The following is a 21,910-nucleotide window of genomic DNA, read 5'->3' on the forward strand; positions in this document are numbered from 1 at the left end:
GCTATAATGCAAAGAAGTAATTAAATTTAAGAAATGTAAACTTAGTTATTGTAATGTGAATTTATTTGAAAAAATAGAAAGTATTAACAATTATAGCTTTTACATTAATTAAAATTTATTTTTAAAAACAAGTAAACAATTTACATACTTATAATTTTTGAAACTTTTAGATTTGTGTTATATTGATTTTGTAAGATACTTTAACTCACAAAGGAGAGAGATTATATGAAATTAAAATCATTTATAACTGTAACTTTGGCACTGGGCATGATCGCAACGACTGGCGCTACTGTGACAAGTAATGAGGTATCTGCAGCAGAAAAGGACAAACTACCGGCAACTCAAAAAGCTAAAGAAATGCAAAATGTTCCATATACAATTGCAGTAGATGGCATTATGGCTTTCAATCAATCTTACTTAAATTTACCAAAAGATAGCCAATTATCATATTTAGATTTAGGAAATAAAGTTAAAGCTTTATTATATGATGAACGTGGTGTAACACCTGAGAAGATTCGAAATGCAAAATCTGCCGTTTACACGATTACTTGGAAAGATGGTAGTAAAAAAGAAGTGGATCTTAAGAAAGATAGCTACACAGCAAACTTGTTTGATTCAAATTCAATTAAACAAATTGATATTAATGTAAAAACTAAATAAACACTTAAAATTATCAAATTCAACATGAAGCATTTAATTTTACAGTGATGATTATAATATAATTGCCTTGATACAAAGATTACTCGTAAATGACATCTTTGTATTAAGGCTTTTTCTAAATTTAAAAGTGATGGGTTAGAGGTTATTGAGCTTTAAAATATTCAAAATACAAAACATTAATGGCCAAAAATAAAAGCCGCCTTTATCTGGGCAGCTTCAATAATAAGAAAGACATATTTCATTTTATACTAAATAGTTATTGTGATGAATCTTTCGGCGGTTTAATTACTGCAGCAAAAATTGCTGTGAAAATCGTGAACAATACTGCCATGATAATTGGATTCACTACATTTAAGCTGTCTCCACCTACTAGGCTATTAAGTACAAAGTTAACCATTTGCATTAATAATAATGCCCAAAAGAATGTTACGAGGTGTTTCATGTCATTCTACCTCCACTTTAATTATATATATTTTATTTTAAGTGAAAGTTAGAAATTTGTATAGTAACATCTCATATATTTTGACCATATTATACAGTTTAAATAAATGATTTTATCTGAATGGCTATTCAAATTTAAGCGCATTAAAACCAATTTCATACTGAAATTTGACGATAATAAAGCATTAAAATTTTATTAACTAGTCAATATTCCTACCTCTGACTTGAGTTTAAAAAGTAATCTATGTTAAATTAATACCTGGTATTAAAAATTTTATTAAGAAGGTGTTCAACTATGAACGTGGGTATTAAAGGTTTTGGTGCATATGCACCAGAAAAGATTATTGACAATGCCTATTTTGAGCAATTTTTAGATACATCTGATGAATGGATTTCTAAGATGACTGGAATTAAAGAAAGACATTGGGCAGATGACGATCAAGATACTTCAGATTTAGCATATGAAGCAAGTGTAAAAGCAATCGCTGACGCTGGTATTCAGCCTGAAGATATAGATATGATAATTGTTGCCACAGCAACTGGAGATATGCCATTTCCAACTGTCGCAAATATGTTGCAAGAACGTTTAGGGACGGGCAAAGTTGCCTCTATGGATCAACTTGCAGCATGTTCTGGATTTATGTATTCAATGATTACAGCTAAACAATATGTTCAATCTGGAGATTATCATAATATTTTAGTTGTCGGTGCAGATAAATTATCTAAAATAACAGATTTAACTGACCGTTCTACTGCAGTTCTATTTGGAGATGGTGCAGGTGCGGTTATCATCGGTGAAGTTTCAGAAGGCAGAGGTATTATAAGTTATGAAATGGGTTCTGATGGCACTGGTGGTAAACATTTATATTTAGATAAAGATACTGGTAAACTGAAAATGAATGGTCGAGAAGTATTTAAATTTGCTGTTAGAATTATGGGTGATGCATCAACACGTGTAGTTGAAAAAGCGAATTTAACATCAGATGATATAGATTTATTTATTCCTCATCAAGCTAATATTAGAATTATGGAATCAGCTAGAGAACGCTTAGGTATTTCAAAAGATAAAATGAGTGTTTCTGTAAATAAATATGGAAATACTTCAGCTGCGTCAATACCTTTAAGTATCGATCAAGAATTAAAAAATGGTAAACTCAAAGATGATGATACAATTGTTCTTGTCGGATTCGGTGGCGGCCTAACTTGGGGCGCAATGACAATAAAATGGGGAAAATAGGAGGATAACGAATGAGTCAAAATAAAAGAGTAGTTATTACAGGTATGGGAGCCCTTTCTCCAATCGGTAATGATGTCAAAACAACATGGGAGAATGCTCTAAAAGGCGTAAATGGTATCGATAAAATTACACGTATTGATACTGAACCTTATAGCGTTCACTTAGCAGGAGAACTTAAAAACTTTAATATTGAAGATCATATCGACAAAAAAGAAGCGCGTCGTATGGATAGATTTACTCAATATGCAATTGTAGCAGCTAGAGAGGCTGTTAAAGATGCGCAATTAGATATCAATGAAAATACTGCAGATCGAATCGGTGTATGGATTGGTTCTGGTATCGGTGGTATGGAAACATTTGAAATTGCACATAAACAATTAATGGATAAAGGCCCAAGACGTGTGAGTCCATTTTTCGTACCAATGTTAATTCCTGATATGGCAACTGGGCAAGTATCAATTGACTTAGGTGCAAAAGGACCAAATGGTGCAACAGTTACAGCATGTGCAACAGGTACAAATTCAATCGGAGAAGCATTTAAAATTGTGCAACGCGGTGATGCAGATGCAATGATTACTGGTGGTACAGAAGCACCAATTACTCATATGGCAATTGCTGGTTTCAGTGCAAGTCGAGCGCTTTCTACAAATGATGACATTGAAACAGCATGTCGTCCATTCCAAGAAGGTAGAGACGGTTTTGTTATGGGTGAAGGTGCTGGTATTTTAGTAATCGAATCTTTAGAATCAGCACAAGCTCGAGGTGCCAATATTTATGCTGAGATAGTTGGCTATGGTACTACAGGTGATGCTTATCATATTACAGCGCCAGCTCCAGAAGGTGAAGGCGGTTCTAGAGCAATGCAAGCAGCTATGGATGATGCTGGTATTGAACCTAAAGATGTACAATACTTAAATGCCCATGGTACAAGTACTCCTGTTGGTGACTTAAATGAAGTTAAAGCTATTAAAAATACATTTGGTGAAGCAGCTAAACACTTAAAAGTTAGCTCAACAAAATCAATGACTGGTCACTTACTTGGTGCAACAGGTGGAATTGAAGCAATCTTCTCAGCGCTTTCAATTAAAGACTCTAAAGTCGCACCGACAATTCATGCGGTAACACCAGATCCAGAATGTGATTTGGATATTGTTCCAAATGAAGCGCAAGACCTTGATATTACTTATGCAATGAGTAATAGCTTAGGATTCGGTGGACATAACGCAGTATTAGTATTCAAGAAATTTGAAGCATAACTATAAAAATCTTCAGTAACGTTGTTTTAGTTACTGAAGATTTTTTCAGTTTCTTTATACTAAGATGAGCGACAGCACAATCGTCATAATAAAATATAAAATATTTATTAATAATAAGGGGATTATCCATGTAGAAACAAAGTAATGCTCTTTTTTTACCTCTTGTGGGTTGAAAAATGGATCATCAGAGATAGACTTCTTCTTTTTCGAAGATGACATTTGATACTTTAATCTTCTAAAACCATAACTTGTCGCATCAAAAATGCCTTCTTGTACAAGTAAAATCAAAAATATGCTAATAAAAATAATTAATGAAACATAAAACAATATATTTAAATATGTAATGATAGTATGGCTATTAAAAAGCCATATAATAAACGTTAATATTGGCGTTATTAGTGCCATTCCAAGCCATTTTTTCAACATTTGATCACTCCCACTTATAGAAAACTCTTACGCATAGTTTACATTAAAATCAGACATTGAGGAATGATTTTTTAATTTCTTCAGCTTTATTGAAATTCTAAAATCAATCATTCTTCATTAGTTTAAAGCAAAAAAATATTGATATATAGTAAATATTGTATATATAATATTAGTTAAGATTTCAGAAAATTTTGAAGGGAATGGAAATTTAGAAATCGGAATTTGTTAGAGGAGGGGATTAGATGGGGAAATATATTTTCAAACGATTTATTTATATGCTTATTTCTTTATTTATTATTATTACAATTACATTTTTCTTAATGAAATTAATGCCAGGTTCGCCATTTAACGATGCTAAATTAAATGCTGAACAAAAAGAAATTTTAAATGAAAAATATGGATTAAATGATCCTGTAGCTACGCAGTATTTACATTATTTAAAAAATGTTGTTACAGGCGATTTTGGTAATTCATTCCAGTATCATAATCAACCTGTGTGGGATTTGATTAAACCGAGACTACTACCTTCTTTTGAAATGGGTCTTACAGCAATGTTCATCGGTGTGATACTGGGACTTATTTTAGGTGTTGCAGCAGCTACTAAACAAAATTCTTGGGTTGACTATACAACTACAGTTATTTCAGTTATTGCAGTATCTGTACCATCTTTTGTACTTGCTGTACTTTTACAATATGTATTTGCAGTTAAATTAAGATGGTTCCCAGTAGCTGGATGGGAAGGTTTTTCGACCGCGGTATTACCGTCACTTGCATTATCTGCAGCTGTTTTAGCAACTGTCGCCAGATACATAAGAGCAGAGATGATAGAGGTATTAAGTTCAGACTATATTTTATTAGCGAGAGCTAAAGGTAATTCGACAATGCGTGTACTTTTTGGACATGCACTTAGAAATGCTTTAATTCCAATTATTACAATTATCGTTCCCATGTTAGCAAGTATTTTAACAGGCACTTTAACAATTGAAAATATTTTTGGAGTTCCTGGATTAGGGGATCAATTCGTACGTTCAATTACAACAAATGATTTCTCAGTAATCATGGCAATCACACTATTATTTAGCACACTGTTTATCGTTTCTATTTTTATTGTAGATATTTTGTACGGTGTGATAGATCCACGAATTCGTGTTCAAGGAGGTAAAAAATAATGGCTGAAAATAAAAACAATTTGTCGATTAACGACGATCATTCTAATGCAGCTATGACGCATACCTCTGACGCTATCGCATCATCTGATTTTATTATTAGAGAATTAGATTTGAATCAGGAACCTGAAATGCAACGAGAAAGCAAAAACTTTTGGCAAGATGCTTGGGCTCAGTTAAAACGAAATAAGTTAGCTGTTGTCGGTATGATAGGTTTAATTATCATTGTAATATTTGCTTTTATCGGTCCAGTTATAAATAAACATGATTATGCTGAACAAAATGTAGAACATAGAAATCTTCCGGCAAAAATACCTGTATTAGACAAAGTTCCATTTTTACCTTTTGATGGTAAAGATGCAGATGGCAAGGATGCTTATAAAGCAGCAAATGCTAAAGAAAATTATTGGTTTGGTACTGATCAGTTGGGTCGAGATTTATGGACAAGAACATGGAAAGGTGCTCAAATTTCATTGTTTATCGGTGTTGTTGCAGCGATGTTAGATATTTTTATTGGTGTTGTATATGGTGCGATTTCTGGATTCTTCGGTGGACGTGTCGATACGATTATGCAACGTATACTTGAAGTCATAGCATCTATTCCGAATTTAATTGTCGTAATTTTATTTGTATTAATTTTTGAACCATCCATTTGGACAATTATATTGGCTATGTCTATCACAGGCTGGTTAGGCATGAGCAGAGTTGTACGTGGAGAATTTTTAAAATTAAAAAATCAAGAGTTTGTCATGGCTTCGAAAACATTGGGGGCTTCAAAATTCAAATTGATATTTAAGCATATTTTACCTAATACATTAGGTGCTATCGTGGTTACATCAATGTTTACAGTACCTAGTGCTATTTTCTTCGAAGCATTTTTAAGTTTCATTGGTATAGGTGTACCCGCACCTCAAACATCGTTAGGGTCATTAGTAAATGATGGGCGCGCAATGTTATTAATTTATCCACATGAATTATTTATACCAGCAATGATTTTAAGTTTATTAATTCTATTCTTTTACTTATTTAGTGATGGATTACGTGATGCATTTGATCCGAAAATGCGTAAATAAAAAGGGGGCATAGCATATGACTGAAAGAATATTAGAAGTAAATGATTTGCATGTTTCCTTTGATATTACAGCAGGGGAAGTGCAGGCAGTGAGAGGCGTAGATTTTTATTTGAACAAAGGGGAAACATTGGCAATTGTTGGTGAATCAGGTTCAGGTAAATCTGTAACAACAAAAGCAATTACAAAATTATTCCAAGGGGACACAGGAAGAATTAAAAAGGGAGAAATTTTATTTTTAGGGGAAGATTTAGCAAAAAAACCTGAAAATGAGTTGATTAAATTACGTGGCAAAGATATTTCAATGATCTTTCAAGATCCAATGACATCTTTAAACCCAACGATGCAAATTGGTAAACAAGTCATGGAACCATTAATTAAGCACAAAAATTATAGTAAAGCACAAGCTAAAAAGCGCGCATTGGAAATACTAAATCTTGTAGGTTTACCAAATGCAGAAAAAAGATTTAAAGCATATCCTCATCAATTTTCAGGTGGACAAAGGCAAAGAATTGTTATTGCAACCGCATTAGCTTGTGAACCTAAAGTGCTCATTGCTGATGAACCAACGACTGCATTAGACGTAACGATGCAGGCACAAATTTTAGATTTAATGAAAGAACTACAACAAAAAATCGATACAGCAATTATTTTTATAACGCATGATTTAGGGGTTGTTGCGAATATTGCTGATAGAGTGGCAGTTATGTATGGTGGTCAAATGGTTGAAACAGGAGATGTTAACGAAATATTTTATGATCCAAAGCATCCATATACATGGGGATTATTATCGTCAATGCCTGATTTATCAACAACAAATGACACACCATTACTAGCGATTCCTGGAGCGCCACCTGATTTATTACACCCACCTAAAGGTGATGCATTTGCGAGACGTAGTCAATATGCATTAGATATTGATTTTAAAGTAGAACCACCGTGGTTTAAAGTTTCACCGACACATTTTGTGAAATCTTGGTTATTAGACGCACGTGCACCAAAAGTTGAACTACCCGAGCTGGTAAAACAACGTATGAAACCGATGCCTAATAATTATGAAAAACCACTCAAGGTAGAGAGGGTGTCGTTCAATGAAAAATGATGAAGTGCTATTATCTATTAAAAATTTAAAGCAATATTTTAACGCAGGAAAGAAAAACGAAGTGAGAGCGATTGAAAATATTTCGTTTGATATATACAAAGGGGAAACATTAGGTTTAGTAGGAGAATCGGGGTGTGGTAAATCTACAACTGGTAAATCAATTATTAAACTTAATGATATTACAAGTGGAGAAATTTTGTATGAGGGTATTGATATACAAAAGATTCGTAAACGTAAAGATTTGCTTAAATTTAATAAAAAGATACAGATGATTTTTCAAGACCCATATGCGTCTTTAAATCCTAGGTTAAAAGTAATGGATATAGTAGCTGAAGGTATTGATATCCATCATTTAGCAACTGATAAGCGTGACCGAAAAAAACGTGTCTATGATTTACTTGAAACTGTTGGATTAAGTAAAGAACATGCCAATCGCTATCCTCATGAATTTTCAGGTGGACAACGCCAACGTATTGGAATTGCCCGTGCATTAGCCGTTGAACCAGAATTCATTATCGCGGACGAACCAATATCGGCATTGGATGTTTCAATCCAAGCTCAAGTAGTTAATTTATTATTAAAATTACAACGTGAAAGAGGGATTACGTTCCTATTTATAGCTCATGATCTATCAATGGTGAAGTATATTTCAGATCGTATTGCAGTCATGCATTTTGGGAAAATAGTTGAAATTGGACCGGCAGAAGAAATTTATCAAAATCCATTACACGATTATACTAAGTCTTTATTATCAGCCATTCCACAACCTGATCCTGAATCAGAACGCAGTCGCAAACGATTTAGTTATATTGATGATGAAGCAAATAATCATTTAAGACAATTACATGAAATTAGACCGAATCACTTTGTCTTTAGTACTGAAGAAGAAGCGGCACAACTACGAGAAAATAAATTGGTGACACAAAATTAAGGGGAAGGGGGAAATGCAATGACGAGAAAATTTAGAACACTTATTTTAATTTTGATTGCTACAATTGCATTAAGTGGTTGTGCTAATGACGATGGTATTTATTCAGATAAAGGTCAAGTATTCAGAAAAATTTTGTCATCAGACTTAACATCCCTTGATACATCATTAATAACGGATGAAATATCTTCTGAAGTGACTGCGCAAACATTCGAAGGTTTATACACATTAGGAAAAGGTGACAAACCGGTGTTAGGTGTTGCGAAAGCTTTTCCTGAAAAGAGTAAAGATGGTAAAACTTTAAAGGTTAAATTAAGAAGCGATGCTAAATGGAGCAATGGTGACAAAGTGACTGCACAAGACTTTGTTTATGCTTGGAGAAAAACAGTTGACCCTAAAACAGGTTCTGAATTTGCATACATTATGGGGGACATTAAAAATGCGAGTGATATTAGTACTGGTAAGAAACCTGTAGAGCAATTAGGTATCAAAGCATTAAATGATGAAACATTACAAATTGAATTAGAAAAGCCGGTTCCATATATTAATCAATTATTAGCACTTAATACCTTTGCACCTCAAAATGAAAAAGTTGCCAAAAAATATGGTAAAAATTACGGTACGGCAGCTGATAGAGCGGTATACAATGGTCCATTTAAAGTTGATGATTGGAAACAAGAAGATAAAACCTTACTATCTAAAAATCAGTATTATTGGGATAAAAAGAATGTAAAATTAGATAAAGTGAATTATAAAGTTATTAAAGACTTACAAGCCGGTGCATCATTGTATGATACTGAATCAGTAGATGACGCAGTTATTACTGCAGATCAAGTAAATAAATATAAAGACAACAAAGGATTAAACTTTGTGTTAACGACTGGGACATTTTTTGTAAAAATGAATGAAAAACAATATCCTGATTTTAAAAACAAAAATTTAAGATTGGCTATCGCACAAGCAATAGATAAAAAAGGATACGTTGATTCAGTGAAAAACAATGGCTCAATTCCTTCCGATACACTAACAGCCAAAGGAATTGCGAAAGCGCCTAATGGCAAAGATTATGCGAGTACCATGAATTCGCCTTTAAAATATAATCCTAAAGAAGCAAGAGCACACTGGGACAAAGCTAAAAAAGAGTTAGGTAAAAATGAAGTGACATTTTCAATGAACACAGAAGATACACCAGATGCAAAAATATCTGCTGAATATATCAAATCGCAAGTTGAGAAAAATTTACCAGGAGTTACTTTGAAAATTAAGCAATTACCGTTTAAACAAAGAGTATCACTAGAACTGAGTAACAATTTTGAAGCATCACTTAGTGGTTGGTCTGCAGATTACCCTGATCCTATGGCTTATTTAGAAACAATGACCACAGGTAGCGCACAAAATAATACAGACTGGGGTAATAAAGAATATGATCAATTACTTAAAGTAGCAAGAACCAAATTGGCACTTCAACCGAACGAACGATATGAAAACTTGAAAAAAGCAGAAGAAATGTTCCTAGGAGATGCACCGGTAGCACCAATTTATCAAAAAGGTGTTGCACATTTAACAAATCCTCAAGTAAAAGGATTAATTTACCATAAATTTGGTCCAAATAACTCACTTAAACATGTATATATTGATAAATCGATAGATAAAGAAACAGGTAAGAAGAAAAAACAATATGCTTTGTAAATTAGGCTGGAGACATATCTCCAGTCTTTTTGTGTTGGATAAAAACTTTGGGAATAAAAATTTAAAATAAGTCGTTTTTTAAATTACTGAAATTGATTAAATGCATAAATAACTGAATATTCTAAAAATAAACTTGTAATAATTTTTTCTATGAGTAAACTAAAAAGAAAAAATTAGATTGAAAGTAGGAGGCATATGTATGGGGAAGCTAATTAAATATATTTCAATACTTCTTATTGTCGTTTTAGTGTTGAGTGCTTGCGGAAAAAGCAGTAATAAAGATGAAGGAGTAAAAGATGCTACTAAAACGGAAACCTCAAAACATAAAGGTGGTACCTTAAATGTAGCATTAACAGCACCGCCAAGTGGTGTTTATTCTTCGTTATTAAATAGTACACATGCAGATTCTGTAGTTGAGGGATATTTTAACGAAAGCTTATTAGCAACTGATAAAAAAATACGTCCTAAGGCATATATTGCTTCATGGAAGGACATCGAACCGGCTAAGAAAATAGAATTTAAAATTAAAAAAGGTATTAAATGGCATGATGGTAATGAATTGAAAATTGATGATTGGATTTATTCAATTGAAGTCTTAGCTAACAAGGACTACGAAGGTGCTTATTATCCAAGTGTAGAAAATATCCAAGGTGCGAAAGATTATCATGAAGGAAAAACTGATCATATTAGCGGATTGAAGAAAATAGATGACTACACTATGCAGGTTACATTTGATAAAAAACAAGAAAATTACTTAACAGGATTTATTACTGGACCTTTATTAAGTAAAAAATATTTATCAGATGTACCAATTAAAGATTTAGCGAAATCAGATAAAATCCGAAAATATCCTATTGGTATTGGACCGTATAAAGTTAAGAAAATCGTTCCAGGTGAGGCTGTTCAACTCGTTAAATTTGATGATTATTGGCAAGGTAAGCCTGCACTAGACAAAATCAATTTAAAAGTTATTGATCAAGCGCAAATTATTAAGGCAATGGAAAAAGGCGATATTGATGTTGCGAATGATGCTACCGGTGCAATGGCAAAAGATGCTAAGTCATCTAATGCTGGTCTCAAGGTATTATCTGCGCCAAGCTTAGACTACGGTTTAATAGGATTCGTATCTCATGATTACGATAAAAAAGCTAATAAAACTGGTAAAGTGAGACCAAAATATGAAGACAAAGAATTACGTAAAGCAATGCTTTATGCAATTGATAGAGAAAAATGGATCAAAGCGTTTTTCAATGGTTACGCTAGTGAAATCAATAGTTTTGTACCATCTATGCATTGGATAGCAGCCAATCCTAAGGACCTAAATGATTACAAATATGATCCTGAAAAAGCTAAAAAAATCTTAGATAAGTTAGGTTATAAAGATAGAGATGGTGACGGATTTAGAGAAGATCCTAAAGGTAATAAATTTGAGATTAACTTTAAACATTATTCAGGTTCTAATCCTACTTTTGAACCAAGAACTGCTGCGATAAAAGATTTCTGGGAAAAAGTTGGCTTGAAAACAAATGTGAAGTTAGTAGAATTCGGTAAATATAATGAAGACTTAGCAAATGCATCTAAAGATATGGAAGTGTACTTCAGATCATGGGCAGGAGGTACAGATCCAGATCCATCAGATTTATACCACACTGATAGACCTCAAAATGAAATGAGAACAGTTTTACCAAAATCAGATCAATATTTAGATGATGCATTAGACTTCGAAAAAGTAGGCATTGATGAAAAGAAACGTAAAGATATTTATGTTAAATGGCAAAAATATATGAATGATGAGTTACCTGGATTACCAATGTTCCAAGGTAAATCGATAACTATTGTTAACGATAAAGTACGAAACTTAGACATTGAAATTGGAACTGATCAAAGTTTATATAATTTAACTAAAGAAGCTTAGTAATGTAACCTCGACGATTTTGTCGAGGTTTACTTATATGGGGGGATGTTATGAATAATGTATTGTTAGAGGTTAAAGATTTAGAAACATCATTAAAAATAAATAATGAATGGTTAGCAACTGTTGAAAATATTTCTTTTGAATTATCTAAAGGAGAAGTTTTGGGTATAGTAGGGGAATCTGGTTGCGGTAAGTCCATATTAAGTAAGTCAATTATTAAATTATTACCAGAAAAGATATCTAAACTAAGTAATGGAGAAGTTATATTTGATGGTAAACGAATCGATACGCTCAATGAGAAGCAATTGCTAGATATTCGAGGAAATGATATTGCTATGATTTTTCAAGAACCTATGACTGCTTTAAATCCTGTATTTACCATAAAAAATCAACTTGTGGAATCTATAAAATCACATAAAAAAATTTCTAAAAAAGAAGCAAATAAATTAGCAAAAGATTTACTAAAAAAAGTTGGAATTGCTAGACAAGATGAAATATTAAATAGCTATCCTCATCAATTATCTGGTGGTATGAGACAAAGAGTAATGATTGCAATGGCCATTTCATGTTCTCCTAAATTATTAATTGCTGATGAACCTACAACAGCATTGGATGTCACGATTCAAGCGCAAATATTAGACTTATTAAAAGAATTGCAAAAGGAAACGCAAATGGCAATTATGATGATTACACATGATTTGAGTGTAGTTGCTGAGTTTTGCGATAAAGTCTTAGTTATGTATGCAGGTCAAATTGTAGAATTTGGAGGCATAAAAGAAATACTACATAATCCGAAACATCCTTATACCCAAAAATTATTATCAACAATTCCAAAACTTAAAGAAGAGCAGAAACGACTTGAAACGATAGAAGGAATTGTGCCATCAATCCAAGCATTTCACGTTAATAAGTGCAGATTTGCAAATAGATGTAACAAAAAACTGGATATTTGTAATAATCAATCTCCTAAAATGCATGTTTGTGAAGACGTCATTGTACGTTGTCATTTGTACAAAAATGAATATAAGGAGATATAAGAATGGAAAATATTTTAGAAGTCAACCAAATAAAAAAATACTACAAAATTAAAACTGGATTATTACAAAAAACTCAGTACGTTAAAGCTGTTGATGACGTATCGTTTTCAATAAAAAAAGGACAAACTTTTGGATTAGTAGGAGAATCGGGTTGTGGTAAGTCAACGTTAGGTAAAGTGATTATCAGGCTTGAAGATGCAACTTCAGGCTCAATAATTGTTAATGGTGAAGATATAACAAGATTACAAGGTAAAAAACTCAGAAAATCACGACAACAATATCAGATGATATTTCAAGATCCGTATGCATCATTGAATCCGATGCAAATGGTTGGAGATATCATTTCAGAACCTATTTTAAATTATAAAAAATTGCCAAAAGAAGAAATAAAAAAAGAAGTACTATATTTATTAAAATGTGTTGGCCTAAGTGAAGATGCATATTATAAATATGCACATGAATTTTCAGGTGGACAGAGACAAAGAGTGGGAATTGCAAGAGCATTGGCTTTGCGTCCGAGTTTAATTGTTGCTGATGAGCCTGTAAGTGCATTAGATGTATCTGTTCAATCTCAAGTACTGAATTTATTAAAAGATTTACAAGAACAATTTAACTTAAGCTATTTATTTATCGCACATGATTTAAGTGTAGTAAAACATATAAGTGATGTCATTGGAGTTATGTATTTAGGTCATATAGTTGAAATCGCATCTGATAAAGAAATTTATGAAAATCCCAAACATCCATATACAAAAGCGTTGATTTCATCAATACCACAAATTGATAAACATAATAACAATAGAATTATATTAAAAGGAGAATTACCTTCGCCAAGTAATCCGCCGCAAGGTTGTCCTTTTCATACAAGATGTCCAATTGCTCAAGATATGTGCAAAAAAAGTATGCCAGAATTAAAGGACATTGGTAATGAACATCAAGTTGCTTGTTTCTACGTAGATAAAGTAGGTGATTTAAATGATTAAATTAATACTTAAAAGATTAGGGTTAATGATCCCGTTACTAATTTTAATCTCAATAGTTGTATTTTCATTAGCAATCATACAACCAGGAGATCCATTTTCAGATCTACAAAACGGTAAAATAAAACAAGAAGCAATAAATGCACAAAGGGAAAAATTAGGTCTCAACGACTCAATACCACATCAATACATTAGATGGGTCAATCATGTTATACACGGTGATTTAGGGGAGTCAATCAAATATAAAAGGCCGGTAATTGATGTTATTGAGGAAAGAATTCCAAATACAATATTACTCGGTGCTATGTCATTAATTATTACTTATATTATCTCATTTGCTTTAGGAATAACGTCAGGTAGATATTCTTACAGTTTGACGGATTATACTGTGCAAATATTTAATTATTTGATGTTAGCCATTCCATCTTTTATTGCGGGAGTATTTGCAATTTTTATTTTTTCTTTTGAATTACAATGGTTCCCGTTTCAAGGTTCTGTTGATATTAACCTTAAAGAAGGTACTTTTGAATATTATATGAGTAAAATATATCACACATTTTTACCTGCATTCACTTTAGGTTTATTATCTACTGCTGGTTATATTCAATATTTACGTAATGATATTATTGAAAATTCTAAAAAAGATTATGTATTGACGGCAAGGTCAAAAGGATTATCTATGAATAAAATTTATAATAAACATATATTGAGAAATTCTCTAATACCTATTATTACATTTTTAGGTGCTGATATTGTAAGTATTTTAGGTGGAGCCGTGATTACGGAGACTATCTTTTCATATAACGGTATCGGTAAATTATTTTTAGAATCGGTAATAGGTCAAGACTATCCATTAATGATGGCATTAACGTTGTTTTTCTCATTTTTAGGTTTACTGGGTAATTTGATTTCTGATATTACTTATGGATTTATAGATCCAAGAATTAGAAGTAACTAGGGGGGGATTGGAATGCAAAATAAGTCAAAATCGCCTTTTAAAATTGCATTGTCTAGATTTATTCATAATAAAATTGCAATGTTATCGATTATTTTTTTATTAATCATAACTATTGTATCAATTATAGCGCCATTAATAGCTCCTTTTCCAGTGAACCAACAAGATTTATTAAATATAAAAGGTGAAATGACAGCACAAAACATTCTTGGTACAGACTCTGGTGGTAGGGATAACTTTAGTCGTTTGTTATATGCAGGTCGTATTTCATTATCCATTGGAATTACATCTACAATAGGAATGCTTTTGATTGGAATTACAGTTGGAGTGATTTCTGGTTATTTCGGAGGTATTGTTGATACATTATTAATGAGAATAACCGAATTTGTTATGTTATTTCCATTTTTAATATTTGCAATTGTATTAAATGCTGCACTTGGAGATAAAATTAAAAATCCTTATGGATCTGCCATAATTCTTGTTCTAGTTATTATCGTATTAAGTTGGGGAGGTATTGCAAGACTTGTTCGTGGTAAAGTACTTCAAGAAAAAGAAAATGAATACTTTTTGGCAGCAAAATCAATTGGTACACCCACATATAAAATTATTTTGAAACATCTTTTGCCGAATATATTAAGTGTAGTTATCGTACAAGCAACATTGTTATTTGCCGGTATGATTGTAGTGGAATCAGGATTGAGCTTTTTAGGATTCGGAATTAGTAAAGCAATACCATCTTGGGGTAATATGTTGAGTGATGCTCAAGAAGGGGATGTTATAAGTGGTAAACCGTGGATATGGATGCCACCTGCTATAATGATTACATTAACTATATTAAGTATAAACTTTGTAGGGGAAGGGCTTAAAGATGCTTTTAATCCTAGAGGTAGACGTTAAATAATAAAAGAGGCACTAGTTAATTCTAGTACCTCTTTATTTTATCTCTTACGTCCTAATCCCATCGCTTTTTCCATTTTCTTCACTGTTTTAAATGAAACTTTGTGTGCTTTATCTCTACCTTGATCTAAAATATCATCAAGTTTATCTGAGTTATAGAAACTTTCGTATTTTTCTTGGAATTCTACTAAAAATGCTTTAACTATTTCAGCAAGGTCACCTTTAAATTTACCATAACCTTCCCCTTCATATTTTGCCTCAATGTCTTTGATAGGCATGTCGGTTAATCCAGCATATATTGAAATTAAATTAGTAATGCCTGGTTTATTGTCGCGGTCGAATTTAATAATACCATCTGAATCAGTTACAGCGCTTTTAATTTTTTTAGCTGCAACATTCGGCTCGTCTAATAATGAAATGAAGTTTTTAGTATTATCATCACTCTTACTCATTTTTCTTGTTGGGTCTTGTAAACTCATGACACGTCCACCAACTTTAGGCATACGAATTTCAGGTTTCACAAGCACATCATTATAGCGACTATTAAATCTATCTACAAGGTTACGAGTCAATTCAATATGCTGCTTTTGGTCATCTCCAACTGGAACGATATTAGTATTGTAAAGAACAATATCAGCTGCCATTAAAGGTGGATATGTTAATAGACCAGCTGGTATACCTTCAACTGCTTTCTGAGCTTTATCTTTGTATTGCGTCATACGCTCTAATTCTCCAACAGAAGCAATCGTAGTTAACATCCATCCTGCTTGTACGTGTGCAGGGACTTCAGATTGTATGAACAATGTTGCTTTGTCTGGATCTATACCAGAAGCTAAATAAATCGCTGCTAATTGTCTAGTCTGTTTACGTAATTTTAAACGATCTTGTGGCATTGTAATTGCATGTTGATCTACGATACAGAAATAACAATCATAGTCATTTTGCACATCAACAAATTGTTTTAGTGCGCCAATATAATTTCCAATAGTAGGAATTCCACTAGGTTGGATGCCTGAAAATAATGTCTCCATTTAAATGCCTACTTTCTTAGTAATATTTTAATAATTATCATTATAACAGTATTTCTTAAAAATGTAAGATGTGTTAGAATATACGTATAACTTACTACTAACAAAGGGATTAATAATCTTTTTTATAAGTGTAGAAACTTATCTGAAAAATTAGGTTTTTCTCATTTAATTTTAATGTTAGATAGTTATAATAAATAGTAACGATTAAGAATTTTAGAAAAAAATGTTTTTTCTTGATCTATAACTAAATTTTAAGCAATGAATTTTATTCATTCAAATAGGAGAGTGAGATGTATGGTAACATTATTTACTTCACCAAGTTGCACATCTTGCCGTAAAGCGAAAGCATGGTTACAAGAACATGACATTTCGTATACGGAGCGTAATATTTTTTCTGAACATTTAACAATTGATGAAATTAAGCAAATATTAAAAATGACTGAAGACGGTACTGATGAAATCATTTCTACACGTTCTAAAACATACCAAAAATTAAATGTTGATATTGATTCACTACCATTACAAGACTTATATTCAATCATTCAAGATAATCCTGGCTTATTACGTCGTCCAATTATTTTAGATAATAAACGACTACAAGTTGGTTATAATGAGGACGAGATTCGACGTTTCTTACCTAGAAAAGTTCGTACGTTCCAATTACAAGAAGCACAACGTATGGTTGACTAATAACCATTTAACTATGTGTCATACTTTACTAAAAGATATGTCAAGCAACACTATTTCTATAGTGTTGCTTTTTTGGTTTTAATTTTACAATAATTGCTTAGTATCTTTTAAATCAAATGTGCAATTGTTAATATAGCTCTATATTAGAGTGTTTTGGATGAAACATTTGCTATGATAAGGTAAAATTAAATTAAGAAAGTGCTTTAATGCTTTAACTGTATAAATCATTTAAATAGTTTTGCTACAACGAATATGTTATTATAAGTTACCAAAATATTTTAGAGAAAGAAATCAAACAAATAAATTGTATTTTGTTTGATGCTTTAATACAATGTGGATACTATTCATCGACTGTAAGGAGTGAGATGATATGAGAATAGAACGAGTAGATGATACAACTGTAAAATTGTTTATAACATATAGCGATATCGAGGCCCGTGGATTTAGTCGTGAAGATTTATGGACAAATCGCAAACGTGGCGAAGAATTCTTTTGGTCAATGATGGATGAAATTAACGAAGAAGAAGATTTTGTTGTAGAAGGTCCATTATGGATTCAAGTACATGCCTTTGAAAAAGGTGTCGAAGTCACAATTTCTAAATCTAAAAATGAAGATATGATGAATATGTCTGATGATGATGCAACTGATCAATTTGATGAACAAGTTCAAGAATTGTTAGCTCAAACATTAGAAGGTGAAGATCAATTAGAAGAATTATTCGAGCAACGAACAAAAGAAAAAGAAGCTCAAGGTTCTAAACGTCAAAAGTCTTCAGCACGTAAAAATACAAGAACAATCATTGTGAAATTTAACGATTTAGAAGATGTTATTAATTATGCATATCATAGCAATCCAATAACTACAGAGTTTGAAGATCTGTTATATATGGTTGACGGTACTTATTATTATGCTGTACATTTTGATAGTCATGTTGATCAAGAAGTCATTAATGATAGTTACAGTCAATTGCTTGAATTTGCTTATCCAACAGACAGAACAGAAGTTTATTTAAATGACTATGCTAAAATAATTATGAGTCATAACGTAACAGCTCAAGTTCGACGTTATTTTCCAGAGACAACTGAATAACGATATTAATTAAGCAACGCACTATGAAAGGGGACTCTTTGGAGTCTCTTTTTTTATTGATTTCAAAAGCTGAAAAAGTAATAGTAGTTAAACTTACGTGTAATATTTTGAGGTGAAGATATGTTAGTAGCTTTAAATGAAGAAAAGGAACGTGTGTTAGCAACTACTGCATTGAGAAAGACACAATATTTTTGTCCGGTGTGTGGCAAGCAAGTTATTTTAAAGCGTGGGCTCAAAGTAATTAGTCATTTTGCACATAAACATTTAGCGGAACAAAAATGTTTTAATAATGAAACGATTAAACATTATAAAAGTAAATTGATTTTAGCACAGATGATACAGCAACAAGGATGTAAAGTAGAGATAGAGCCATTTTTAAAAGAAATAAAACAAATTCCGGATATTTTGATTAATAATAAATATGTTATTGAGCTACAGTATTCGCCAATTCCTTATAAACAGATTCTTCAACGAACGGAAGGTTTAAAGAAAATGGGATATAAAGTAAGTTGGTTATTAAATGATGTTGATTATTGTCATAATAAAGTGAAGTTCAATCATTTTCAAAGTTTATTTATTAATCCATTCACTCGAAAACTTCATACGTTCAATTTAGAGAAAAAACAAATAATGATGTTTCAACAAATACAATATTTAGGCGGGCACAAATATGTCGCTGAAAAAAGGAATGCCAAAATTAGTGAGTTGTTTAATGAGGCGCCTTGTGATTATCATGCTGTTTATAAATTATCAAAGTTCGCAATTAATCAATATATCAAATATTGTCGCTGGCAAAATTCTGTTTTAGAACCCACTTTAAGTGCAATGTATCAATTACAGTTAACTGATCAAGAAGTAGTGCACAATTATGGTTATATTTTTCCAGAGCAAATTTATATTGAAAATCATCCAATTGAGTGGCAATTACAAGTTGATTTATGGTTAAAGAATGGAAAAAGCAAATTAGTAAGTGACAATCTTAATTATTTTAAACTGAAAAAGTTTATTGTTGGTCTAGAAAGTAAAACAGCAATTATAGAAAAACTTATTAACAATTATTTAAATATTTGTTCAGATAGAGGTAATGACGTGCAAATTTTGTTCTAAAATGAGAAAATTATATCAATTATATTTTATTAGGAGGTTTACTACATATGAGTCAACAATTATCTAGAGAAGAACAGGAACGTAAATATCCTGAATATACATGGGACTTAACAACAATTTTCAAAGATGATGAAGCTTTTGAGGCTGCATTTAAAGAAGTTGAAAATGAGTTAGGCAAAGAAGAACAATTTAAAGGACACATTGGTGATAGTGCTGAGACATTATACAATGCATTAGAATTAGAAGATACATTAGGTACTAAATTAGAAAAAGTATATGTATACGCGCACCTAAAACAAGACCAAGATACAACGAACGACAAGTATACTGGTATGGAGTCAAGAGCACATCAATTAATTATTAAATTTAGCTCGGCATGGAGTTTCTTAGTGCCAGAGATTTTACAAATTGATGAAGATAAAATTCAATCATTTGTAAATTCATATGATAAATTACAAAAATTCGCATTTGATTTGAAGTTGATTAATGAAAAACGTCCTCATATTTTAGATGCTGAAACTGAAAAGTTATTAACAGAAGCGCAGGACGCGTTATCAACGCCATCAAATGTATACGGTATGTTTAGCAACGCTGATTTAGTATTTGAAGATGCGATTGATAAAGATGGAAATGCACACCCGTTAACACAAGGTACATTTATTAAGTATTTAGAATCAGATGATCGCAAACTAAGAGAAAGTGCTTTTAGAAATGTATATAAAGCATATGGTGCTCATAATAATACGCTTGGCGCTACGCTAGCAGGTGAAGTGAAGAAAAATGTATTTAATGCTCGTACACACAATTACAAAACTGCAAGAGAAAAAGCATTGAGTAATAATCATATTCCAGAAAATGTATATGACAATCTAGTGAAAACTGTACATAAATATTTACCATTGCTACATAGATATACTGAATTGCGCAAAGAATTGCTAGGTTTAGATGACTTGAAAATGTATGATTTATATACACCATTAATTAAAGATATTAAGTTTGAAATGCCTTATGAAGAAGCTAAAGAGTGGATGTTAAAAGCGTTAGAACCAATGGGTGAAGAATATTTAAATGTAGTTAAAGAAGGCTTAAACAATCGTTGGGTCGATGTCTATGAGAATAAAGGTAAACGTTCAGGTGGCTATTCATCAGGTGCACATTTAACTAATCCATTTATTCTACTTAACTGGTCTAATACTATTTCAGACTTATACACATTAGTTCATGAATTTGGGCATTCAGCACATAGTTACTTCAGTAGAAAATTCCAACCGTCAAATTCTAGTGACTACACTATTTTTGTCGCTGAAGTTGCATCAACTTGTAACGAAGCACTTTTAAGTGATTATATGGATAAACATCTTGATGATGAAAAACGCTTATTATTATTAAACCAAGAATTAGAACGTTTCAGAGCTACATTATTCCGACAAACAATGTTCGCAGAATTTGAGCATAAAATTCATGCAATTGAAGAAGCAGGTGAACCTTTAACACCAACTAGAATGAATGAAGAATATGCCAAATTAAATAAATTATACTTTGGTGATTCTGTAGAAACTGATGAAGATATTAGTAAGGAATGGTCACGTATTCCACACTTCTATATGAATTATTATGTATATCAATACGCAACTGGTTACAGTGCAGCTCAAAGCTTAAGTCATCAAATTTTAACAGAAGGTAAGCCAGCAGTAGATAGATATATTAATGAATTCTTGAAAAAAGGTAGCTCAAATTATCCAATTGAGATATTAAAAAATGCTGGTGTAGATATGACAACACCTGAACCAATTGAACAAGCTTGTGAAGTTTTTGAACAAAAATTGAACGCTTTTGAAAAATTAATGAAAGCTTAGTACTATTGTATTCGCTTACATTATGAACAGATTGTGACAATTTAAATTAAGTACTATTAAAAGGTTGAAATGGTAGAGATAGCATGTTATATTATGAACATGAAATTAATCACATAACAAACATACCCCTTTGTTTGAAGTGAAAAATTTCTCCCATCCCCTTTGTTTAGCGTCGTGTATTCAGACACGACGTTTTTTTTATGTTCTTTTTTAATAAGAGGGAAGTGAAGTTGTATAAAAATGTATTAAATATGCACTTTTTATACATTAACGATTCATATATGTCTATTATGTACCAAATTTATAATTTGTATAATTTTCGAACTGGTTAAATTCGAAAAATATCACTAATATATTTAGATCGATGTGTAACATTA

General features: G+C 31.8%; 20 protein-coding genes. 17 read left to right on the forward strand and 3 right to left on the reverse strand.

The window, feature by feature from the left end; all coding sequences use genetic code 11:
- Positions 1-225 precede the first annotated feature (225 nt).
- The gene (locus KI230_RS04755; RefSeq protein WP_000769694.1) at positions 226-660 is read left to right on the forward strand and encodes an MAP domain-containing protein; all 435 of its coding nucleotides are present in this window, start codon (positions 226-228) and stop codon (positions 658-660) included.
- A gap of 256 nt (positions 661-916) precedes the next feature.
- On the opposite strand, the gene KI230_RS04760 is transcribed toward KI230_RS04755, so the two are convergent.
- Positions 917-1,102 carry a YjzD family protein gene (locus KI230_RS04760; protein WP_000682089.1) on the reverse strand — a complete coding sequence of 62 codons (186 nt, stop codon included), beginning with the start codon at positions 1,100-1,102 and terminating at the stop codon, positions 917-919.
- Between the two features lie 294 nt (positions 1,103-1,396).
- Between KI230_RS04760 and KI230_RS04765 the strand changes: the two genes are divergently transcribed.
- Both KI230_RS04765 and fabF read left to right on the forward strand, forming a co-directional pair.
- Entirely contained in the window at positions 1,397-2,338 is a 942-nt protein-coding gene (locus tag KI230_RS04765; protein ID WP_001100526.1) for a beta-ketoacyl-ACP synthase III, read from the forward strand.
- 11 nt (positions 2,339-2,349) lie between these two features.
- Positions 2,350-3,594: a beta-ketoacyl-ACP synthase II gene (gene fabF / locus KI230_RS04770; RefSeq protein WP_000081240.1), complete on the forward strand. Its 1,245-nt coding sequence runs from the start codon at positions 2,350-2,352 to the stop codon at positions 3,592-3,594.
- 54 nt (positions 3,595-3,648) lie between these two features.
- On the opposite strand, the gene KI230_RS04775 is transcribed toward fabF, so the two are convergent.
- On the reverse strand, positions 3,649-4,020 hold the full coding sequence (locus tag KI230_RS04775) for a DUF3899 domain-containing protein (protein ID WP_000915155.1): 372 nt from the start codon (positions 4,018-4,020) through the stop codon (positions 3,649-3,651).
- Positions 4,021-4,262: 242 nt separating this feature from the next.
- On the opposite strand from KI230_RS04775, the gene opp3b reads away from it, so the two are divergent.
- From opp3b to opp4C, 10 genes are all read left to right on the forward strand, one after another.
- The gene (gene opp3b / locus KI230_RS04780; RefSeq protein WP_000521533.1) at positions 4,263-5,189 is read left to right on the forward strand and encodes an oligopeptide ABC transporter permease; all 927 of its coding nucleotides are present in this window, start codon (positions 4,263-4,265) and stop codon (positions 5,187-5,189) included.
- Complete coding sequence (gene opp3C / locus KI230_RS04785; protein WP_000829632.1) at positions 5,189-6,259, forward strand: oligopeptide ABC transporter permease; 1,071 nt, start codon at positions 5,189-5,191, stop codon at positions 6,257-6,259. Before opp3b ends, opp3C begins: the two co-directional genes overlap by 1 nt.
- Before the next feature lie 16 nt (positions 6,260-6,275).
- A complete protein-coding gene (locus tag KI230_RS04790; protein ID WP_000140050.1) occupies positions 6,276-7,358 on the forward strand; it encodes an ABC transporter ATP-binding protein in 1,083 nt (360 codons plus the stop codon).
- Positions 7,348-8,289, forward strand: coding sequence for an ABC transporter ATP-binding protein (locus KI230_RS04795; protein WP_000786734.1), 942 nt, complete (start codon positions 7,348-7,350; stop codon positions 8,287-8,289). The genes KI230_RS04790 and KI230_RS04795 overlap by 11 nt, the downstream gene beginning before the upstream one ends.
- 18 nt (positions 8,290-8,307) lie before the next feature.
- The gene (locus KI230_RS04800) at positions 8,308-9,975 is read left to right on the forward strand and encodes a peptide ABC transporter substrate-binding protein (protein WP_045176953.1); all 1,668 of its coding nucleotides are present in this window, start codon (positions 8,308-8,310) and stop codon (positions 9,973-9,975) included.
- A 199-nt stretch (positions 9,976-10,174) separates the two neighbouring features.
- Positions 10,175-11,890 (forward strand): oligopeptide ABC transporter substrate-binding protein, encoded by a 1,716-nt coding sequence (gene opp4A, locus KI230_RS04805; RefSeq protein WP_000517187.1) that lies wholly within the window; start codon positions 10,175-10,177, stop codon positions 11,888-11,890.
- A gap of 50 nt (positions 11,891-11,940) precedes the next feature.
- Positions 11,941-12,927, forward strand: coding sequence for an ABC transporter ATP-binding protein (locus KI230_RS04810; protein ID WP_001067038.1), 987 nt, complete (start codon positions 11,941-11,943; stop codon positions 12,925-12,927).
- Positions 12,928-12,929: 2 nt separating this feature from the next.
- Positions 12,930-13,910 carry an ABC transporter ATP-binding protein gene (locus KI230_RS04815; RefSeq protein ID WP_000427770.1) on the forward strand — a complete coding sequence of 327 codons (981 nt, stop codon included), beginning with the start codon at positions 12,930-12,932 and terminating at the stop codon, positions 13,908-13,910.
- Complete coding sequence (opp4B, locus tag KI230_RS04820; protein ID WP_000593417.1) at positions 13,903-14,865, forward strand: oligopeptide ABC transporter permease; 963 nt, start codon at positions 13,903-13,905, stop codon at positions 14,863-14,865. Before KI230_RS04815 ends, opp4B begins: the two co-directional genes overlap by 8 nt.
- 12 nt (positions 14,866-14,877) lie before the next feature.
- The gene (gene opp4C / locus KI230_RS04825; RefSeq protein WP_001180280.1) at positions 14,878-15,759 is read left to right on the forward strand and encodes an oligopeptide ABC transporter permease; all 882 of its coding nucleotides are present in this window, start codon (positions 14,878-14,880) and stop codon (positions 15,757-15,759) included.
- Positions 15,760-15,800: 41 nt separating this feature from the next.
- Here opp4C and trpS read toward each other — a convergent pair whose 3' ends face one another.
- The gene (gene trpS / locus KI230_RS04830; RefSeq protein ID WP_000448941.1) at positions 15,801-16,790 is read right to left on the reverse strand and encodes a tryptophan--tRNA ligase; all 990 of its coding nucleotides are present in this window, start codon (positions 16,788-16,790) and stop codon (positions 15,801-15,803) included.
- 294 nt (positions 16,791-17,084) lie between these two features.
- Between trpS and spxA the strand changes: the two genes are divergently transcribed.
- From spxA to pepF, 4 genes are all read left to right on the forward strand, one after another.
- Positions 17,085-17,480 (forward strand): transcriptional regulator SpxA, encoded by a 396-nt coding sequence (spxA, locus tag KI230_RS04835; protein ID WP_031877494.1) that lies wholly within the window; start codon positions 17,085-17,087, stop codon positions 17,478-17,480.
- A 370-nt stretch (positions 17,481-17,850) separates the two neighbouring features.
- Positions 17,851-18,570, forward strand: coding sequence for an adaptor protein MecA (gene mecA / locus KI230_RS04840; protein ID WP_001217728.1), 720 nt, complete (start codon positions 17,851-17,853; stop codon positions 18,568-18,570).
- A 120-nt stretch (positions 18,571-18,690) separates the two neighbouring features.
- Positions 18,691-19,677, forward strand: a complete 987-nt coding sequence (locus KI230_RS04845; RefSeq protein WP_000959284.1) for a competence protein CoiA — start codon at positions 18,691-18,693, stop codon at positions 19,675-19,677.
- Between the two features lie 47 nt (positions 19,678-19,724).
- Entirely contained in the window at positions 19,725-21,533 is a 1,809-nt protein-coding gene (pepF, locus tag KI230_RS04850) for an oligoendopeptidase F (protein ID WP_000082725.1), read from the forward strand.
- The last annotated feature ends 377 nt before the right edge of the window (positions 21,534-21,910 follow it).

The sequence above is a fragment of the Staphylococcus sp. MZ3 genome (assembly GCF_018622755.1).
In the GTDB taxonomy this organism is placed as follows: domain Bacteria; phylum Bacillota; class Bacilli; order Staphylococcales; family Staphylococcaceae; genus Staphylococcus; species Staphylococcus aureus.